Below are 19,007 nucleotides of genomic sequence, written 5' to 3' on the forward strand. Positions count from 1 at the left end.
AAACTTAACTTTTGTTAATCACAAATTGTTGTAACGTTTTGTTAAAATTAACAAGTTCTTTAGGAAAAAGGGTGTCAAAAGCATTTGTTGCTATCAATTCTGTAGGAGTCCCAAAATGAAGGGTATCTTCAGTTAAAAGCATAACTTCATCTGCTAATTGAATAGATAGATTAATTTCATGTGAAGAAATAATAATTGTTTTATTGGTGTCTGTAACTAACTTTTTTAATAATGAAAATATTTTAATTGTGTGATGCATATCTAAATGGGCTGTTGGCTCATCTAAAATAATTATTTCTGTATCTTGAGCCAAGGCTCTTGCAATTAAAACTCTTTGTAATTGACCATCACTTAATTCATAAAAACGGTTGTTTTTAAGATGTTCTATTTCCGTTTGATGTAATGCAGTTTCTACTTTTTCGATGTCTTTGTTAGAGAGTTTATCAATCCAATTTGTATACGGTTGTCTGCCAAGGGCAATTAATTCGTAAACCGTTAATTGACTTTCTGGCAAACGTTCTGTTAATACCAAACTTAACTGCTTAGAGAGTGTTGTTTCTGTAATGTCTTTTAAGTTTTTCTGATGGATAAATACAGCACCAGAAATAGGTTGCTGAACTTTAGAAAGTGTTCTTAAAAGCGTCGATTTTCCAATTCCGTTTTTACCTAAAGCCGTTATTAGTTTTCCTTTTTCAATTTCTAAATTGATATTTGAAGCAATAATTTTTGAGTGCTTTTTTTGCTGATAACCTATGGATAGATCTTCAGTTTTAAGGATGATATGTTTATTTTCTTGTTTCAAAATTTCAATGTTGCAGAGTTTAGCTTATTTGCTTTTAACTAATTTTCATTATGCTACTTACTTTTTTATTCTTAAACACGCTAGTTCCTTCCCTTTGGGAAGGTTAGGATGGGCTTTTTTTAATTATACAAACAATCTTTTTTTTCTAATTAGCAGCCAAATAACAATTGGTGCACCAAATAACGATGTAATTGCATTAATAGGTAATGTAAATTCACTTGTAGGCATTTGAGCAATAGCATCGCAAATTAATAAAACAATGGCACCAATAATAGCTACTGCAGGTAATAAAATTTTATGATTAGAACTAGAAAATAACATTCTTGCAATATGCGGAACTGCCAATCCTACAAAAGCAATTGGACCTGAAAAAGCGGTTATTACACCTGTTAAAATACTTGTAATTAGTAAAATAATATTTCTACTTTTTTTTACATTAACTCCTAAACTCTTGGCATAGTTTTCACCTAATAAAAAACTATTTAAAGGTTTTATAACGGTGATGGTTCCTAAAATTCCGATACAGTAAATAATAAGAAAAACGGTAATTTCATTCCAAGTTAAATTACCTAAACTACCAAAACTCCAAAATAAATATTGTTGTATTTGAGCTGCTTCACTAAAATACGCTAAAACACTAATAACTGCAGATGTTAAGGAGCCAAACATTAACCCTATTATTAAAATAGACATGGTATTTCTAACTCTGTTTGCTGCAATAATTACAGCAGATAAAACTAAAAAGGCACCTAAACTTGCTGCAATAGGTAAAGACCAATTAGAGATAGAACTTGCCAGAAAAAAGCTTCCAAAAACAGAAGAACCTAAAATTAAAATAGCTACACCTAAACTTGCTCCAGAAGAAATACCCAATACAAAAGGACCCGCCAAGGGATTTCTAAATAAGGTTTGCATTAGTAAACCACAAATAGACAAGCCAGAACCTACTAAAATAGCAGTTATAGCTTTAGGTACTCTAAAATTTATAATAATGGTCTCCCAACTTTCCTTGGTTACATTACCACCAAAAAGGCTATTAAAAATATCTTTAAACGGAATTGAAACAGACCCAAAACTGATGTTCAAAAAGAACAAAAGCACTAGTGAAATAGATAATAAAAAGAAGTGTTTTGTGTATGATTTGTTTTCCATTGATGGTTGGTCTGGTTATGCGCAGTCTAAACGTATTTTTAAACCTCTATAAAACTGCCTATATCTTCAAGTTAAAATCTTTTTAACTTGAAGATAATGTTCTAGAGTTTTGTTTTAATAATTATATTTTGATAAAAATTTCACTAATTTCTGAATTGCAATTCCTCTATGAGAAATGATGTTTTTTTCTTCTGAAGTCATTTCTGCAAAAGATTTTTCAAAACCTTTTGGTTTAAAAATAGGGTCATATCCAAAACCTTTTTCTCCTTGTTTCTTTTCTAAAATGTCTCCTTTACAAATTCCTTCGAAAAGAAAATTCTCGTCATTTAAGTTTAAAGCAACTGCGGTTCTAAATTGTGCTTTTCTGTTGTCAGCGGCTTTTAAATCTACCAATAATTTTTGCATATTGTTTTCAGAATTAGAAGGCTCTCCTGCAAAACGTGCAGAATATACACCTGGTTTTCCATCTAAACTCTCTACTTCTAAACCGGTATCATCTGCAAAACAATTATAACCAAATTTTTTGGTAATGTAATCTGCCTTTAATTTAGCGTTTCCCTCTAAAGTGGTTTCTGTTTCTTCTATTTCATCAAAACAATTAATATCTTTTAAACTCAATAATTGTATTGAATCTGGTAACATTTCCTGAACTTCTCTCAGTTTGTTAAGGTTATTTGTAGCAAATACTAATTTCATAATTTTAATTACATGGTTAAAAAATTAAGAAACAAAGTTACAACGTTTTTAAGTCTGAAAATGTTGTAAAGTTAAAATAGTGTAATGGTAATAAAGTGTAAAAATTACCAGATATAAAATGTAATAAAGTTTGTATTTAATTAATATCTAAAAAAACTTAAATGTACTTTATAATTACTCATGATGATACGGCTCATTCTTTAAAATAGTAAAACCTCTGTACAATTGCTCAACAATAAAAAGACGAATCATTTGGTGAGAAAAGGTCATTTTTGATAATGATATTTTTCCGACAGACTTTTTATAAACCGCATCCGAAAAACCATAAGGTCCGCCAATTACTAAAACTAATTGCTTAATTCCTGCATTCATTTTCTTTTGTAAATATTTAGAAAACTCAATAGAGGTAAAGTGTTTGCCTTTATCATCTAATAAAACCAAATTATCTGTATTTTGTAATTTAGATAAAATGAGTTCTCCTTCTTTTTCTTTTTGTTGAATTTCGCTAAGGTTTTTTACATTTTTAATATCAGGAATTATTTCTAACTCAAACTTTATATAATGTTTTAACCTGTTTTGATATTCATCAATTAACTGAATTAGGTGTTTATTGTCAGTTTTACCAATTGTTAGTAGTTTTATTTTCATTAGAAACAATGTTTTGTATGATAAGCACTTTGTTTAAATACACCTTTACCAGATTTACTTAAAGTGTTATAAGAGGCTAACCAGTCTAATCTAAAATCTGACCAATCATTATTTTTAAGTAATTTTTTTAATAAACTATCCGATAAATGTCCGCCGCTAATAAAATATTCTCCATTAGGTTTAATCAATAAAAAACTACTGCTATATATTATTTTAAAGAAAGCATTTTTAAAAAGACCTCTATCTTTTATCCAATTAACTTCCGGGTATTCTTTTCTATATCCGTAATCATAATTATAAACATTAAATATTTCGCCACCAAGTTTTTTAAATTTTTTATTACACTTCTGTAGTGCCTCTATTGATTTTTTTGTGTTAGATTGATTTTTTTTAAAATCATAATCAGCATGTTTTATTTTAGAATGATTTTTTACATGTCTTTTATAATTTTTTAAATTTGTATTAGAATCATATAATGTATCTCTAAAACGAATCATTAAAAAAGCATTTTTATCAATTTTTAAATTGCTATTTCTACTCAGAAATTTTCGAACTTGAGTATAGCCCAATGTATCTGTAGTTCCAAATTTATATTTATAAACCACTTTGTTAATGTTTAAAGAGTCGGTTTTAAAATTTAAACATTTTAAAACAACCAAATTGCATTTTTTAGAATAAGTAATAGAATCTATGGGACTCATATTCTCGTCTATATATTTTACAGACTGAGAAAAACTAAAAAAATAGCTAAAGAGCAAAGTTAAAAAGAACAGTTTTCTTTTCATTTTCATACAAGATTTCTTCAAAAATACTATATTTTTGGAATGATAAAAATATTATGCAATGATATCACAAAAACAATTTCAAAACGAGTTAGATTTAATTATAAAAAATGCAATTAGAGAAGATATTGGAGATGGAGATCATACCTCACTTTCTTGTATTCCTTCGGATGCAAAAGGAAAGGCTAAATTGTTGGTAAAAGAAGACGGAATTATAGCAGGAGTAGAATTTGCAAAACAAGTTTTTAGTTATGTTGATGCAGATTTAGAAATAGAAACCTTTATAAATGATGGAGAAGATGTAAAATATGGAGATATTGTTTTTCATGTTTCTGGTAAATCTCAATCTATTTTAATGGCAGAACGTTTGGTTTTAAATGCCATGCAAAGAATGTCTGCAATTGCTACAAAAACAGCCTTTTTCGCAAACTTATTAAAAGGAACAAAAACCAAAGTTTTAGATACAAGAAAAACCACACCAGGAATTAGGGCTATTGAAAAATGGGCTGTAAAAATTGGTGGAGGAGAAAATCATCGTTTTGCATTGTATGATATGGTGATGATTAAAGACAATCATATAGATTTTGCTGGCGGAATTACAGCTGCAATTACCAAAACGAAGAAATATTTAGCAGAGAAAAACATCAATATTAAAATTATTGTGGAAGCTAGAAATTTAGAAGAAATTAAAGAAATTTTATCTAATGAAGGTGTTTACAGAATTTTAATAGACAACTTTAATTATGAAGATACAAAAAAAGCAGTTGCGCTAATTGGTGATACGTGCTTAACAGAATCTTCTGGTGGAATTAACGAAGATACCATTAGAAAATATGCAGAATGTGGTGTAGATTTTATTTCTTCTGGTGCATTAACACATTCAGTTTATAATTTAGACTTAAGTTTAAAAGCGTTTTAAAAAAGAGTTACAAAATAGCAAAGTAACATAGTTACAAAGTTAGACTTTGCTATTCTGTTACTAATTTAAACCTTGTTACTATTTTAAACTTTGAAACTACTTTTAACTTTGAAACTAAAATAAAAAAAATGAAAAAATATATAACAATAGCAGCTTCATTAATATTAATGATTTCTTGTAATACAAAAGAAGCAAAAAAAGAAAACACAATGGATATTTCTAAAAATCCTCTATTAGTAAAAAGTACCCTAGAATATGGAACTCCTGATTTTACTAAAATAAAATCGGAAGATTTTTTACCTGCTATTTTAGAAGGTATGAGATTGCAAAACGCAGCAATTAAAAAAATCACAGAAAATACCGAAACACCAACTTTTACAAATACTATTTTAGCATTAGAAGAAAGTAGTACTGTTTTAGATAATGTAAATTCGGTTTTTTCTGGACTTACTGGCGCAAATACAGATGATATCCTTAAAGAAAATCAAAAAGAATTAGCTCCAAAATTTTCTAAGCATTCTGATGAAATTTTACTAAATACAAAATTGTTTGCTAAAGTTAAGGTGGTTTATAATGGTCTTGCTGATGCAAATTTAGATGCAGAATCTAAGCATTTAGTTGGTGAGTATTTTAAGAATTTTTCTAAAGCAGGCGCAAATTTATCCGAAGAAAAAAAGGAGAAATTAAAAGAAATTAATTCTGAAATAGCAAGTTTATCAAATGATTTTGGTAAGAAATTATTAGATGCAAGTAAAAAAGGCGGAATTATAATTACGGATAAAACAAAATTAAAAGGTTTTTCTGATGAAAAGATAGCTTCTTTAGAAAAGGATGGAAAGTATGAAATTCAGTTGATAAATACAACTCAGCAACCCGCTTTACAAACTTTAGAAAACAGAGAAACTAGAAAACAATTATTTGAAAAATCGATTCACAGAGCAGATACAGGTGAATACGATACAAGTGATCTTGTTTTAAAAATGACTTTATTAAGAGCTGAAAAAGCTCAGATTTTAGGTTTTGAAAATTATGCAAGTTGGAGTTTACAAGGAACAATGGCGGCAACTCCAGATAAAGTTTTTAACATGTTTAAAAACTTAATTCCGGGTTCTTTAGACAAAGCAGCATCAGAAATAAAAGAAATTCAGGCAGAAATTAATAAAGAAGGAGAAGACTTTAAACTAGCGCCTTATGATTGGAATTATTATGCAGAAAAAGTACGTAAATCTAAATATAACTTAAATGAAGATGATGTAAAACCTTATTTTGAAATGACCAACGTTTTAGAAAAAGGAGTTTTTTATGCAGCAACAAAATTATACGGAATTACCTTTAAAAAACGTACAGACATACCAACGTATCACCCAGATGTTGTAGTCTATGAATTATTTGAAGAAGACGGAAGTAAGTTAGGTTTATTCTTTGGCGATTATTTTGCGAGAGACAGTAAACGTGGTGGTGCTTGGATGAGTAGTTTTGTAAAACAATCTAAATTACGTAACCAAAAACCAGTAATCTATAATGTGTGTAACTCACCAAAACCAGCAGCAGGAGAACCTGCATTAATTAGTTTTGATGAGGTAGAAACCATGTTTCATGAGTTTGGCCATGCATTACACGGTTTTTTCGGAAATCAAAAATATGCTTCAATTTCTGGTACTAGTACAGCAAGAGATTTTGTAGAATTTCCTTCTCAGTTTAACGAGAACTGGGCAACACACCCAGAAATTTTAAACAACTACGCAGTTCACTACAAAACAGGAGAGGTGATTCCGGCTGAATTATTACAAAAAATTAAAGATGCAGGTACTTTTAACCAAGGGTATTCTATGATAGAAAACTTATGTTCTTCTAGTTTAGATATGAAATGGCATACAATTTCTGTAAATGATAAAATTGAAGATGTTGCTAAGTTTGAAGCTGAAGCTTTAAAAAGTATGAATCTTAATGTTAGTGAAATTCCACCAAGATACAGATCTACTTATTTTGCTCATATTTTTAGTAGTGGATATTCTGCGGGATATTATTCTTATTTATGGACAGAAATGTTAAGTCATGATGCATACGGTTGGTTTAAAGAAAACGGATTGTTAACTAGAGAAAACGGACAGAAATTTCGTGAACAAGTTTTATCTAAAGGAAATACAATGGATTATGCAGAAATGTATAAAACATTTGCAGGGAGAGATCCTAAAGCAGCACCAATGTTAGAAGCAAGAGGTTTAAAATAAAATATAAAATGAAACATATTATAAAAGTTATAGTAGTAGTTTGTATCCTATTTTCAGCTTGTAAAAATAATACACCACAAGATGTTACTGGTGTTTATATTGGCGAATTTCCATGTGCAAGTTGTATGGGAATCGATAATAAAATGACGTTAAATTCCGATGGAACTTTTGTTTTAGAGAGTGTCTATAAGGGAAGTGGAGAGGATAGTGTTTTTACAAAAACAGGAAATTATTCCGTTGAAAACGGAAAAGTAATTTTAGCGTTAGAAACGAGTCCTTTTAAATATGAAATTGGCGACAATTATATTGAAATGTTAGATATTGATGGTCATAAAATTGAAAGTGAGTTGAATTATAAATTAACAAAACAAGAATAAGTTTAGATGACAGAAACTTATTTTGAAAGTGAAGATTTTACTAAAATTGATTTCTCAAAAACGAAAATCAACAAAGGAGAATATGACAATTGTACATTTACCGATTGTAATTTCGAAAATGTACACGCATCAAATATTCAATTTGTAGAATGTGAATTTATAACTTGTAATTTTAGCAATGCAGTTGTAGATAATTCTGCTTTTAAAGAAGTGAGTTTTATCAATTGTAAAATGATTGGTGTAAAATTTAATGAATGCGATCCTTTTTTATTACAGTTTACTTTTAAAGAGTGTCAATTAAGTTTTTCGTCATTTTATCAACTTAAAATACAAAAAACACTTTTTAAAAACTGTAATTTACAAGAAGTAGATTTTACGGAAACTATTTTAACAAATGCTGTTTTTGATAATAGTGATTTAAAAGGTACTATTTTTGATAGAACCAATCTAGAAAAGTCAGATTTTAGAACAGCTTTTAATTTTAATATCAATCCAGAAGAAAACAGTTTAAAAGGAGCGAGGTTTAGTAAAGAAAATATTTTGGGACTTTTATCCGAATATAAAATTGTAGTTGAGTAAAAAGTAGCAAAGTTACAGGGTTTTAAAGTAACAAGTTAAACTTTGCAACTTTGAAACTACTTTTAACTTTGCCCCTAATTAAAAGAAAGAACATGAAAACATTTAGAGATTTGTTAATTTGGTAAAAGTCTATGGATTTTGTTACTAAAATTTATAAAGTATCTAAATTATTTCCAAAAGAAGAAACATTTGGTTTAACTTCTCAATTAAGGAGATCTGCAGTTTCAATACCTAGTAATATTTCTGAAGGCTATGGTAGAGAAGGAGTGAAAGATTATCTTCGGTTTTTGAATTATAAACACAATTAGAAACTGCTTTTAATTTAGAGTATATAAAAAAAGAAGAATTTAATAAATTGTATGAACTTTGAAGAGAAATAGAACGAATGTTATCAAGTTTTATAAGAAGTCTAAAATCAAAACATAATTAAACTTTGTTACTTTGATACTAAATTTAACGATGTAACTACAAAAAATGACAAAAGAAATAGAAGACAAATTAGAAAAAATACCAATTTTAAATCTCTTGGTACTATTCGGTAAGAAAATAAAAATTCCGGGTTTAGAAGGGATGACTTTGTATGACGTTGTAGAAATGTATATTCTAGGTATTGTTAAAGGTGCTTTAACCACACGAGCAGGCGGAATTGCGTTCAGTTTTTTTATGGCAGTTTTTCCATTTATGTTATTTATTTTAACACTAATTCCGTACATACCAATAGAAGGTTTCCAAGAAGGATTGTTCTCTTTTATTAAAGAAGTTTTACCACCACAAACATTTGAAGCAGTTAATTTAGTACTTATTGATATTATTAATAATCAGTACGGTAGCTTGCTTTCTTTTGGTTTTTTATTATCAATTTTATTAATGACCAATGGTGTAAATGCTATTTTTGGAGGATTTGAACATTCATACCACATTACAGATGTTAGAAATGTTTTTAGAGCTTATTTTGTTTCTTTGGGCGTTTCTTTATTAATGTCTTTGTTTTTAATTATAATAATAACTTCATTAATTTTATATCAATTTGCACTGTCTAAAATTGATGAAACAGGTTGGTTGGATACAACCGATTTAGATCTTTTTTATTACGGTAGAAGCCTTATTTTTTTAGTGATGATTTATACCATTGTTTCTTTACTTTTTAGATATGGAACAAAACAAGGTAAAGAAACAAGGTTCTTTTCTGCGGGAGCAATTTTAACAACAGTTGTGTCTTTGTTTTCGTTTTATTTATTCGGAATTTATGTTGTTAAATTTGCACAATACAATCAATTATACGGTTCTATCGGTACCCTTTTAATATTAATGTTGTTTGTGTGGCTAAACGCAATTATCTTATTGTTAGGGTTTGAATTAAATGCAGCTATTTATGCTTTAAGGTTCAGAAATAAAATTGATTCTATTTTATAACATTCCTAAGATTTTCACGATATTTGCGCTCGCAAAAAGCAATTATCATTTTACAATTATCAGCGTGCTGATGTATTGATAACTGATAAAAGAACATTGATAACTGATTTATATGAAACCAAGCATACCAAAAGGAACTAGAGATTTTTCGCCAACAGAAGTAGCCAATCGTACATATATTATGAATACGATTAAAACTAGTTTCGAAACTTTTGGATTTCAACCTATAGAAACACCTAGTTTTGAAAATTCATCAACCTTAATGGGTAAATATGGTGAAGAAGGAGATCGATTGATTTTTAAGATTTTAAATTCTGGAGACTTTTTAAAGAAAGCAGATGGTACGCTTTTATCAGAAAAAAACAGCTTAAAAGTTACTAGTCAAATTTCAGAAAAAGCATTACGTTATGATTTAACAGTACCTTTTGCTCGCTACGTTGTTCAGCATCAAAATGAAATTACATTTCCTTTTAAAAGATATCAAGTACAACCTGTTTGGAGAGCAGATAGACCACAAAAAGGACGTTTTAGAGAGTTTTTTCAGTGTGATGCAGATGTTGTTGGTAGCAAGTCTTTATGGCAAGAAGTAGAGTTTGTGCAGTTATATGATACTGTTTTTACTAAATTAGGTTTGGCAGGAACAACTATCAAAATAAATAATAGAAAAATACTTTCTGGAATTGCAGAGGTTATTGGAGCGCAAGATAAATTAATAGATTTTACAGTTGCTTTAGATAAGTTAGATAAAATTGGTAAAGATGGTGTAGTTAAAGAAATGCTATCTAAAGGAATTACAGAAGAGGCTATTGAAAAAGTACAACCTTTGTTCGATTTTACAGGGTCTAATTTAGATAAGTTAGCTTCTTTAGAAGGTATGTTATCTACTTCTGAAGAAGGAACAAATGGAGTAGAAGAGTTACGTTTTGTAATTAATTCTGTTTCAGCATTAGGTTTAGAAACAGCTGCTTTAGAGGTTGATGTAACTTTAGCTAGAGGATTAAATTATTATACCGGTGCAATTTTTGAAGTTGCTGCACCAGCAGGTGTAAAAATGGGCTCCATTGGTGGTGGTGGAAGATATGACGATTTAACAGGAATCTTTGGATTAAAAGATGTTTCTGGAGTTGGAGTTTCTTTTGGGTTAGACAGAATTTATTTAGTTTTGGAAGAATTAGGTTTGTTTAAAGCTGTAGACCTGCCAAAACCTAAGGTTATTTTCTTAAATTTTGATGCAACTACAGATGTTGCTAAAATGAAAGCCGTAAAAAGTTTAAGAGAAAATAATATAAAAAGTGAATTTTATCCTGATTTAGCAGAAAGTAATAAGGCTCAAAAACGACAATGGAAGTATGTCTCTGCTAGAGAAATTGAATTTGTGGTTTCTGATATTGAAAAAGATATTTTTAACTTAAAAAACATGACTTCTGGAGAGCAGCACAATTGTTCTTTATCAGAATTAGTAAATTTACTTAAGGCATAATAAATTATAGTTAGATAGTTTTAATTTATTAATAAATTTAAATAATACGTTGCAAACACGTAAATTTGCACTTTAATAAAGAATGAAATGTTTGAATTAGACAGCAAAATGAATGACGAAAGAATTGACGAATTAGGAGAAAATCATGTGGCAACTTCTGCGGAAAATCCAATTAGACCAGATGCATTTGATATTTCTAATGAAGAGAAAATAGCAAAAATCCAAGAAAGTGTAAAAGATATTTTACAAACTTTAGGTATGGATTTAACAGATGATAGTTTACAAGGAACTCCTAAAAGAGTTGCAAAGGCTTTTGTAAACGAAATGTTTATGGGCTTAAACCCAGCAAACATGCCAAAAGCTTCTACGTTTGACAATAATTACAAGTATGGTGAAATGTTGGTAGAAAAAAACATTGTTGTATACTCTACTTGCGAGCATCATTTATTACCAATTATTGGTAGAGCACATGTAGCTTATATTTCTGATGGAAAAGTTATTGGACTTTCTAAAATGAATAGAATTGTAGAATATTTTTCTAAAAGACCACAAGTACAAGAGCGTTTAACAATGCAAATTGTACAAGCAATGCAAGAAGCATTGGGAGTAGAAGATGTTGCTTGTGTTATAGATGCAAAACACTTATGTGTTAATTCTAGAGGTATTAAAGATATAGAAAGTTCTACTGTTACAGCAGAATTTGGAGGTAAGTTTAAAAATAAAGAAACTAAGAAAGAATTTTTACAATATTTACAAATGGATACAAAATTCTAAATTATTAGAATTTTGTGATAAAAAAACAGTTTAGAGAATTCTAAACTGTTTTTTTATGTAATTCATTTATATTTTAATAGAAAGATATTTCTGTATATAAATCTTTATTTATAAAATAAAGTAGGGTTTTTTTTAAGTCATACGTTTTATAATTGAAAGATATTATTTGATATAAAAAAACAAGTATTCAAGTAATGATTATTAAAAGAACAATACACTAGAATACTGTTTAGTGGTTGTTTATAATTTATAAATATTTAAAGATAAAAATTATGACCAAAAAAATCTATTATTTCCTTTTTTTAACATCAATAACTTTTTTATTGACGTCGTGTGAAGCTAACGAATCTGTCGAAATTGAAACAGTTCCTGAAGTAAGTACTCCTATTTTAGCAAATGAAGTTTCAAATAATTTAACAATTAATTCTGCAGAAAAAATAGAAGGTACAATACCTGCTGCTAGTCAAAATATCCCTTTTACTGTTGTAGATCCACAAGAATTTGCTTTTTTAAATGAAGGTTTTGATATCGAATTAAATGTTGAACCTAATAAAGTAGCTGGTGCTTATTTTCAAATTAAAGATAATGATGGTACTCTAGCAAATAGTTTTTATAAAATAGATTTATCTGATGCAAATTTAAACGAAAATAAAAACCTAAAATTAGATATTGATTTTAAAGCAACGATGTCTGTTGGTACTTTTTGTTATGTTATTACACTGTATGACGCTAATGGAGGAGTTAGTGATTCTGTTGATATTTGTGTTACTATAAAAAATTGGGGAGGAAATGATAGCTTGTTAGGTGTTTGGGAATACTCTAAAACAGAAAACCTTACTGCAGGATCTTCTGGTTTTTATGATGTTGTTGGAGATAATGAATGTACTCCACAGAGAATAAAGATTCATACAGATGAATTGAAAGACTATGAGACCTGTGATATTATAGAAAGTAGTGTTGTAGAGTTTAAAGTTGATGGAACTTATGAATGGAAAGTTTCTGGTAAAAAAGATTATTTTAGTTTATTGAAGTCTTTAAATGAGGGAGTACCAAGTTTTGATGCTAAATCTAGCTCATATAGTTATGTTTTAAAAGGAAACTGGTCTTATATAGCATCTGAAAGTAGGTTGGTTATGTATGAATACAATACAGAAAAAGAAGATTTAGGTAAGGTAGTTATGAATAACATTGTAATTGGAGAAGCTTTATATTTTGCTAACGGAACTACAGAAATTTCTACAGATAATTTTACACTAACCCAAGATCTTAGCAATTTGTCGGGAGTTTTTGAAGCATTAAAAGGTGTAAGATATAAGCAATACTTTACTAAAAGATAATTTTCTTTAATCATATTTAAGGTGTCTAGAAAGACAAAAAAAACTCAAGATTTATTTAAAATCTTGAGTTTTTTTTTATTTAGATTAGTAGAAGTATATGTTTAGTATTTTAACTTCGTCTAATTCTGTATTATACCAAATGAATTTTAAAATAATTGATAATAAATTTGAATTATTTTTTCTGAATATGCAATAGAAAATCTAATCATAGCCTTAGTTATGGTTCTATTTTAGATTAAAATATTAAGGGAAATAAACGAATTTAATCGGTCATTTTAATGTTTATTTGGTATTAGTTATGTTAGCTTTGTTATTTACACTTTTTGTGATATGTGTATTTCTATAATTAACAGTTTTTCATACACCATATATAGCTTCTTATTAACATACAATTGTGTAAGTAAAATTAGCTTAAAAAGGAAGTCCGAAATTCTCTAATTAGAAAATTTCGGACTTATTAATTATGTAAGAATTCTTTTTTAGAAGAACTATATTACTTATTTACTACAACCCATTCTCCTTTTTCAATTAAAGGAATAGCTTGTTTAAATTTTACTTCTTTCTCTTCACCACTCATTACGTTTTTAATGGTAACACGTTCGTTTCTTCCAACTTTTGGTTGCTCACGTACTATTGTTTCAACAGGTTCAGATTGTTTTTGTTGAGAATTCTGAATTGCTTGTTCTGTTGAGTTTTGAACATCAGCTTTACTGGTATTTAAACTTTCTCTTTTTTGTTGACGTGCTTCAGAAATTTGATTCGCATCTTGACTTGGAAGCTCACCTTTAAATAAGAAAGATAATACCTCTCTGTTTATTTCATCAACAGTCGTTTTAAATAATTCAAAAGCCTCAAATTTATAGACTAATAAAGGATCTTTTTGTTCATAAGATGCATTTTGAACAGATTGTTTTAAATCATCCATTTTACGTAAATGATCTTTCCAATTTTCATCTATAATTGCTAGCGTAATGTTTTTTTCGAAATCTGTAATTAAACTTTTTCCTTCACTTTCATAAGCTTCTTTTAAGTTGGTTACAACTTGTAAAGATTTGGTACCATCTGTAAAAGGAACTACAATCCTTTCATAACGATCACCTTCATTTTCAAAAACATCTTTAATTACAGGAAAAGCTAAAACGGCATTTCTTTCAATTTTGTTTTTATAATGTTCAGTAACAAGATCATATAATTTGTCTGTAATTTCTTTTTCTGAAAGTTTATCAAATTCTGCTTCCGTAAATGGAGAAGTCATTGATGAAAATTTAATCAATTCAAATTCAAAATTATGGAAATTCTTAGCAGCTTTATTAGTACGAGTAATAGATTCACACGTATCATAAATCATGTTTGCAATATCTACTTGCAAATGTTTACCATCTAATGCATGACGTCTTCTTTTGTAAACAAACTCACGTTGAGCGTTCATAATATCATCATACTCTAACAAACGTTTACGAATACCAAAGTTATTTTCTTCTACTTTCTTTTGTGCTCTTTCAATAGACTTGGTAATCATAGAATGCTGAATTACTTCACCTTCTTTTAAGCCCATTCTATCCATCATTTTTGCAATTCTATCAGAACCAAAAAGACGCATTAAATTGTCATCTAAAGCTACATAAAATTGTGTAGACCCAACGTCACCTTGTCTTCCTGCACGTCCACGTAATTGTCTGTCTACACGTCTAGAATCATGTCTTTCTGTACCAATAATAGCTAAACCACCAGATTTTTTAACTTCATTAGATAATTTAATATCGGTACCACGACCTGCCATGTTTGTTGCAATTGTAACAATACCAGGTTTACCAGCTTGTGCAACAACATCTGCTTCTCTTTTGTGTAGTTTTGCATTTAAAATATTATGAGGAATCTTACGCATTTGTAACATTCTACCTAATAATTCGGAGATTTCTACAGAAGTTGTACCTACTAAAACAGGTCTATTTTGTTCAACTAGTTTTACAATATCTTCTATAACTGCATTGTATTTTTCACGAGCAGTTTTGTAGATTAAATCTTCCTTATCATCTCTTTGAATAGGTCTGTTTGTAGGAATTTCTACAACATCTAATTTGTATATTTCCCATAACTCACCAGCTTCTGTTATTGCTGTACCTGTCATACCAGACAGTTTTCTGTACATTCTAAAGTAGTTCTGTAAAGTTACAGTAGCAAAAGTTTGAGTAGCATCTTCAATTTTTACATTTTCTTTTGCCTCAATTGCTTGGTGTAATCCGTCTGAATAACGACGACCGTCCATGATACGACCTGTTTGCTCATCAACAATCATTACTTTGTTTTCCATAACAACGTACTCAACATCTTTTTCAAAAACAGTGTATGCTTTTAAAAGTTGGTTCATGGTATGAATACGCTCACTTTTGATACTAAAGTCTTTATATAGTTCTTCTTTTTGAGCAGTTTTTTCTTCTTTACTAATTTCAGAATTGTCTATTTCACCAATTTTAACACCAATATCTGGTAATACAAAGAAATTGTCATTTGCAGTTTTTTCTGATAAATCTGCGATCCCTTTGTCGGTTAAATCAATTTGATTATTTTTTTCTTCAACAACAAACCATAAGTCTTCATCTACTTGTGGCATTAATTTGTTGTTATCTTGCATGTAGTAGTTTTCTGTTTTCTGCAAGATTTGTTTATTTCCTTCTTGAGATAAAAACTTAATTAATGCTTTGTTTTTTGGTAACCCACGGTAAACTCTTAATAATAAGAATCCGCCATCTTTATCATTACCTTCTGCAATTAGTTTTTTCGCTTCTGCAAAAACACTTACTAAGTGATTTTTTTGCTTAGTAACTAATTCAGAAACTAAAGGTTTTAATTCGTTAAATTCATGTCTGTCTCCTTGTGGTACTGGTCCAGAAATAATTAACGGTGTTCTAGCATCATCAATTAAAACAGAATCTACCTCATCAATAATAGCATAGTTAGGTGCTCTTTGTACTAAATCATCTTTAGAGCTAGCCATATTATCACGTAAATAATCGAAACCAAATTCGTTATTTGTTCCGTAAGTAATATCTGCGTTATAAGCTTTTCTACGTGCATCAGAATTTGGTTGATGATAATCGATACAATCTGTTGTAAAACCATGAAACTCAAAAATTGGTCCCATCCACGCTTTATCACGTTTTGCTAAATAATCATTTACGGTTACTAAGTGAACTCCGTTACCCGTTAATGCATTTAAATAAACGGGTAGGGTAGAAACTAATGTTTTTCCCTCACCAGTCATCATTTCTGCAACTTTACCTTGGTGTAAAACAGAGCCACCAATTAATTGAACATCATAATGAACCATGTCCCAAGTAACAGCTTTACCAGATGCATCCCAAGAATTTGCCCAGAAAGCTTTATCACCTTCTAGAGTAACGTTGTCTCTTTCTGCAGATAATTCTCTATCAAAAGGAGATGCTGTAACTTCTACTTTTTCATTTTCTACAAAACGTTTAGCCGTTTCTTTTACTATAGCAAAAGCTTCTGGCATAATTTTAAGTAAAGTTTCTTCAGAAACTTTATATGCTTCATCTTTTAAAGTATCTATTTCTGTATAAATATCTTCTTGACGATCTATATTTGCCGTCTTAGCTTCTTCTTCTAATTCAGTAATTTTAGTATCAAACTCTTTTGTAGCAGTTTTTATTCTTTGCTTAAACTCTATAGTTTTGGCCCTTAAACCATCATTAGAAAGTTTAGAAAATTCTATTTCGAATTTTTTTACATTTTCAACAACTGGTTGTAAAATTTTTAAATCTTTTTCTTGTTTATCACCAACAAAAAGTTTGATTACTGAATTTAAAATATTCATTTATTATGTTATTTTCAGTTAAACTAATAACTGCATTATAGTTCCGTATCAGGTTTTTTAAAAGCCTGAAAAACAGTTTTCTAGATTAAAAGAAAACAAAAAAAAAGCCTCATTAGAGACTTTTTATATTTAATTATTATGTTTAGTATTCATCCTCATTCCAAAGATAATCATCTTCGGTAGGATAATCTGGCCATATTTCAACAATTGAATCATACGCATCACCTTCATCTTCTATATCTTGTAGGTTTTCTACTACTTCTAAAGGAGATCCGGTTCTAATAGCGTAATCTATTAATTCGTCTTTGGTTGCTGGCCAAGGCGCATCTGCTAAATAAGATGCTAATTCTAATGTCCAATACATTTCTTAATGTTTAATTTTGTGCAAAAATAATTTTTTTACTGAATTATACAAGTCTTTTTTAAGAAATATATAGAGAAGTTATTTTATGATTTTGTTAATAACTTAAAATTAATGCTTTAAGTGATAAAAAAAACAAGAAAACTTCTTTAAATCGATAAAAAAAGAACGTGTTAATTTTTTGTAGGAATCCATTTGATTTCTTCTACTGATAAGTCTTTAGACAACTTTCGTGCCAACGTAAAAAGGTAGTCAGAAAGTCGGTTTAAGTATTTTAGTATGTCAATATTAATATTTTCTTGATCATTTAGTTCTACAACTAAACGTTCTGCCCTTCTACAGATACATCTTGCAATATGACAGAATGACACAGATTGATGTCCGCCAGGAAGAATAAAATGAGTCATTTGAGGAAGCTCTAAATCCATTTTGTCAATTTCTTCTTCTAAAAACAGAATAGAAGCCTCGTCAATTTTTGGAATATTAAGTCTTTCTTTTCCGTTTTTTAAAGTTTCTTTTTCAGGAGGTGTTGCTAACATAGCGCCTAGAGTAAATAATTCATTTTGAATATTTAATAAAGACTCTTTAATAGAGGTACTTACTTCTTGATCTTTTATTAATCCAATATAAGAATTTAGTTCGTCTACATTACCATAACTTTCTATACGTAGATTGTACTTTTTAACTCTTGTACCTCCAAAAAGAGCAGTTGTACCGGCATCGCCTGTTTTTGTATATATTTTCATAATTTTCGTTGCAAATTATTATTAAATCAAAGTTACAAAGTTTAAAAAGAGTGCTGTTTAAAATTAACACGATTTAACACTTTAAAAAAATCAGACTCTTATTTTAAAATGTTCTTTTTCTTGTTCTTTTCTGAAGAAAACAATTCCCCAATAAAAAACATCAACGGTAACTTTTACTTTATTATGATTTTTAATTTCTGTCCAAGCTTCTTTCATCTCATCACTCCAATAAATGTCATCAAAAATCCAGACAGAATTATTTGTTACAGTGTCTAAACATGTATTAAAATAGTGTAAGGTATCTTTTTTGGTGTGATTTCCATCAAAATAAATACAATCGAATTGCTGGTTTTTTATAGCTTCGGGCAAAGTATTTTTAAAATCACCCGTAATTATTTGAATATCTTTATAATTATTTTTAGAAAATAACTTGTTAGCTACTTTACTAGTTTCTGGGCAGCCTTCTAAACTTAAAATAGCAGTTTCTTTATTACCAATTTTTACAGCAGAGGTTCCAAGCCCTATAGAAGTACCAATTTCTAAAACGTTTTTAGGTTCAAAATATTGAATTATACGAATTAGTAACTTTGCTTTTTTGTTTGATAATCCTGCAATTTTAGCTATTTTAGATACTTGACGCTCATTATTTTTAAAAATTTTAGATCCTGCACCAAAATCTGTGACTTTTATCAAACTTTTGTTGTCTAATAATTGTTGTTTTGTTTTAGAAAATAATTTAAATAATTTGGGGTCTGTTTTTTTGTAAAAACACGTGGTTACTAAATCATACACAAAAGGAGAATGAACCCCATGTTGATTGGATGATTTTACGAGAAATCTTAAATATTCTTTTAACAAATAGATCATTTTTATAT

At 28.9% G+C, this 19,007-nt stretch carries 18 protein-coding genes; 9 read left to right on the forward strand and 9 right to left on the reverse strand.

Annotation, left to right across the window (positions count from 1 at the left end):
- Positions 1 to 4: 4 nt before the first annotated feature.
- From GQS58_RS12230 to GQS58_RS12250, 5 genes are all read right to left on the reverse strand, one after another.
- Positions 5 to 802, reverse strand: a complete 798-nt coding sequence (locus tag GQS58_RS12230; protein ID WP_166386283.1) for an ABC transporter ATP-binding protein — start codon at positions 800 to 802, stop codon at positions 5 to 7.
- 123 nt (positions 803 to 925) lie between these two features.
- The gene (locus tag GQS58_RS12235) at positions 926 to 1,954 is read right to left on the reverse strand and encodes a FecCD family ABC transporter permease (protein WP_166386285.1); all 1,029 of its coding nucleotides are present in this window, start codon (positions 1,952 to 1,954) and stop codon (positions 926 to 928) included.
- Between the two features lie 114 nt (positions 1,955 to 2,068).
- On the reverse strand, positions 2,069 to 2,650 hold the full coding sequence (locus GQS58_RS12240) for a non-canonical purine NTP diphosphatase (protein ID WP_166386287.1): 582 nt from the start codon (positions 2,648 to 2,650) through the stop codon (positions 2,069 to 2,071).
- A 174-nt stretch (positions 2,651 to 2,824) separates the two neighbouring features.
- Complete coding sequence (gene rlmH / locus GQS58_RS12245; RefSeq protein WP_166386289.1) at positions 2,825 to 3,298, reverse strand: 23S rRNA (pseudouridine(1915)-N(3))-methyltransferase RlmH; 474 nt, start codon at positions 3,296 to 3,298, stop codon at positions 2,825 to 2,827.
- Entirely contained in the window at positions 3,298 to 4,083 is a 786-nt protein-coding gene (locus GQS58_RS12250) for a hypothetical protein (protein ID WP_166386291.1), read from the reverse strand. Before GQS58_RS12250 ends, rlmH begins: the two co-directional genes overlap by 1 nt.
- 58 nt (positions 4,084 to 4,141) lie before the next feature.
- On the opposite strand from GQS58_RS12250, the gene nadC reads away from it, so the two are divergent.
- The 9 genes from nadC (at position 4,142) to GQS58_RS12295 (ending at position 13,190) form a co-directional block, all read left to right on the forward strand.
- On the forward strand, positions 4,142 to 4,999 hold the full coding sequence (gene nadC / locus GQS58_RS12255) for a carboxylating nicotinate-nucleotide diphosphorylase (protein WP_166386293.1): 858 nt from the start codon (positions 4,142 to 4,144) through the stop codon (positions 4,997 to 4,999).
- Positions 5,000 to 5,127: 128 nt separating this feature from the next.
- Complete coding sequence (locus GQS58_RS12260) at positions 5,128 to 7,230, forward strand: M3 family metallopeptidase (RefSeq protein ID WP_166386295.1); 2,103 nt, start codon at positions 5,128 to 5,130, stop codon at positions 7,228 to 7,230.
- Between the two features lie 8 nt (positions 7,231 to 7,238).
- Positions 7,239 to 7,607, forward strand: coding sequence for a copper resistance protein NlpE (locus GQS58_RS12265; RefSeq protein ID WP_166386297.1), 369 nt, complete (start codon positions 7,239 to 7,241; stop codon positions 7,605 to 7,607).
- Between the two features lie 6 nt (positions 7,608 to 7,613).
- Positions 7,614 to 8,186: a pentapeptide repeat-containing protein gene (locus tag GQS58_RS12270; RefSeq protein WP_166386299.1), complete on the forward strand. Its 573-nt coding sequence runs from the start codon at positions 7,614 to 7,616 to the stop codon at positions 8,184 to 8,186.
- 131 nt (positions 8,187 to 8,317) lie between these two features.
- The gene (locus GQS58_RS12275) at positions 8,318 to 8,494 is read left to right on the forward strand and encodes a four helix bundle protein (RefSeq protein WP_317168381.1); all 177 of its coding nucleotides are present in this window, start codon (positions 8,318 to 8,320) and stop codon (positions 8,492 to 8,494) included.
- Positions 8,495 to 8,660: 166 nt separating this feature from the next.
- A complete protein-coding gene (locus GQS58_RS12280; RefSeq protein WP_166386301.1) occupies positions 8,661 to 9,599 on the forward strand; it encodes a YihY/virulence factor BrkB family protein in 939 nt (312 codons plus the stop codon).
- A gap of 112 nt (positions 9,600 to 9,711) precedes the next feature.
- Positions 9,712 to 11,079, forward strand: coding sequence for a histidine--tRNA ligase (hisS, locus tag GQS58_RS12285; protein ID WP_166386303.1), 1,368 nt, complete (start codon positions 9,712 to 9,714; stop codon positions 11,077 to 11,079).
- Positions 11,080 to 11,166: 87 nt separating this feature from the next.
- The gene (gene folE, locus GQS58_RS12290) at positions 11,167 to 11,853 is read left to right on the forward strand and encodes a GTP cyclohydrolase I FolE (protein WP_166386305.1); all 687 of its coding nucleotides are present in this window, start codon (positions 11,167 to 11,169) and stop codon (positions 11,851 to 11,853) included.
- Positions 11,854 to 12,125: 272 nt separating this feature from the next.
- Complete coding sequence (locus GQS58_RS12295; RefSeq protein WP_166386307.1) at positions 12,126 to 13,190, forward strand: hypothetical protein; 1,065 nt, start codon at positions 12,126 to 12,128, stop codon at positions 13,188 to 13,190.
- 493 nt (positions 13,191 to 13,683) lie between these two features.
- Here the strand turns inward: GQS58_RS12295 and secA are convergent, their stop codons facing one another.
- The 4 genes from secA to GQS58_RS12315 form a co-directional block, all read right to left on the reverse strand.
- A complete protein-coding gene (gene secA, locus GQS58_RS12300) occupies positions 13,684 to 17,025 on the reverse strand; it encodes a preprotein translocase subunit SecA (RefSeq protein ID WP_166386309.1) in 3,342 nt (1,113 codons plus the stop codon).
- A gap of 142 nt (positions 17,026 to 17,167) precedes the next feature.
- Entirely contained in the window at positions 17,168 to 17,389 is a 222-nt protein-coding gene (locus GQS58_RS12305; RefSeq protein WP_065318236.1) for a DUF2795 domain-containing protein, read from the reverse strand.
- 170 nt (positions 17,390 to 17,559) lie between these two features.
- Positions 17,560 to 18,132 carry a cob(I)yrinic acid a,c-diamide adenosyltransferase gene (locus GQS58_RS12310; protein ID WP_166386311.1) on the reverse strand — a complete coding sequence of 191 codons (573 nt, stop codon included), beginning with the start codon at positions 18,130 to 18,132 and terminating at the stop codon, positions 17,560 to 17,562.
- A gap of 90 nt (positions 18,133 to 18,222) precedes the next feature.
- Entirely contained in the window at positions 18,223 to 18,999 is a 777-nt protein-coding gene (locus GQS58_RS12315) for an O-methyltransferase (protein WP_166386313.1), read from the reverse strand.
- Between the last annotated feature and the right edge of the window lie 8 nt (positions 19,000 to 19,007).

This window comes from Polaribacter sp. 11A2H (genome assembly GCF_011379025.1).
Taxonomy (GTDB): Bacteria; Bacteroidota; Bacteroidia; order Flavobacteriales; family Flavobacteriaceae; genus Polaribacter.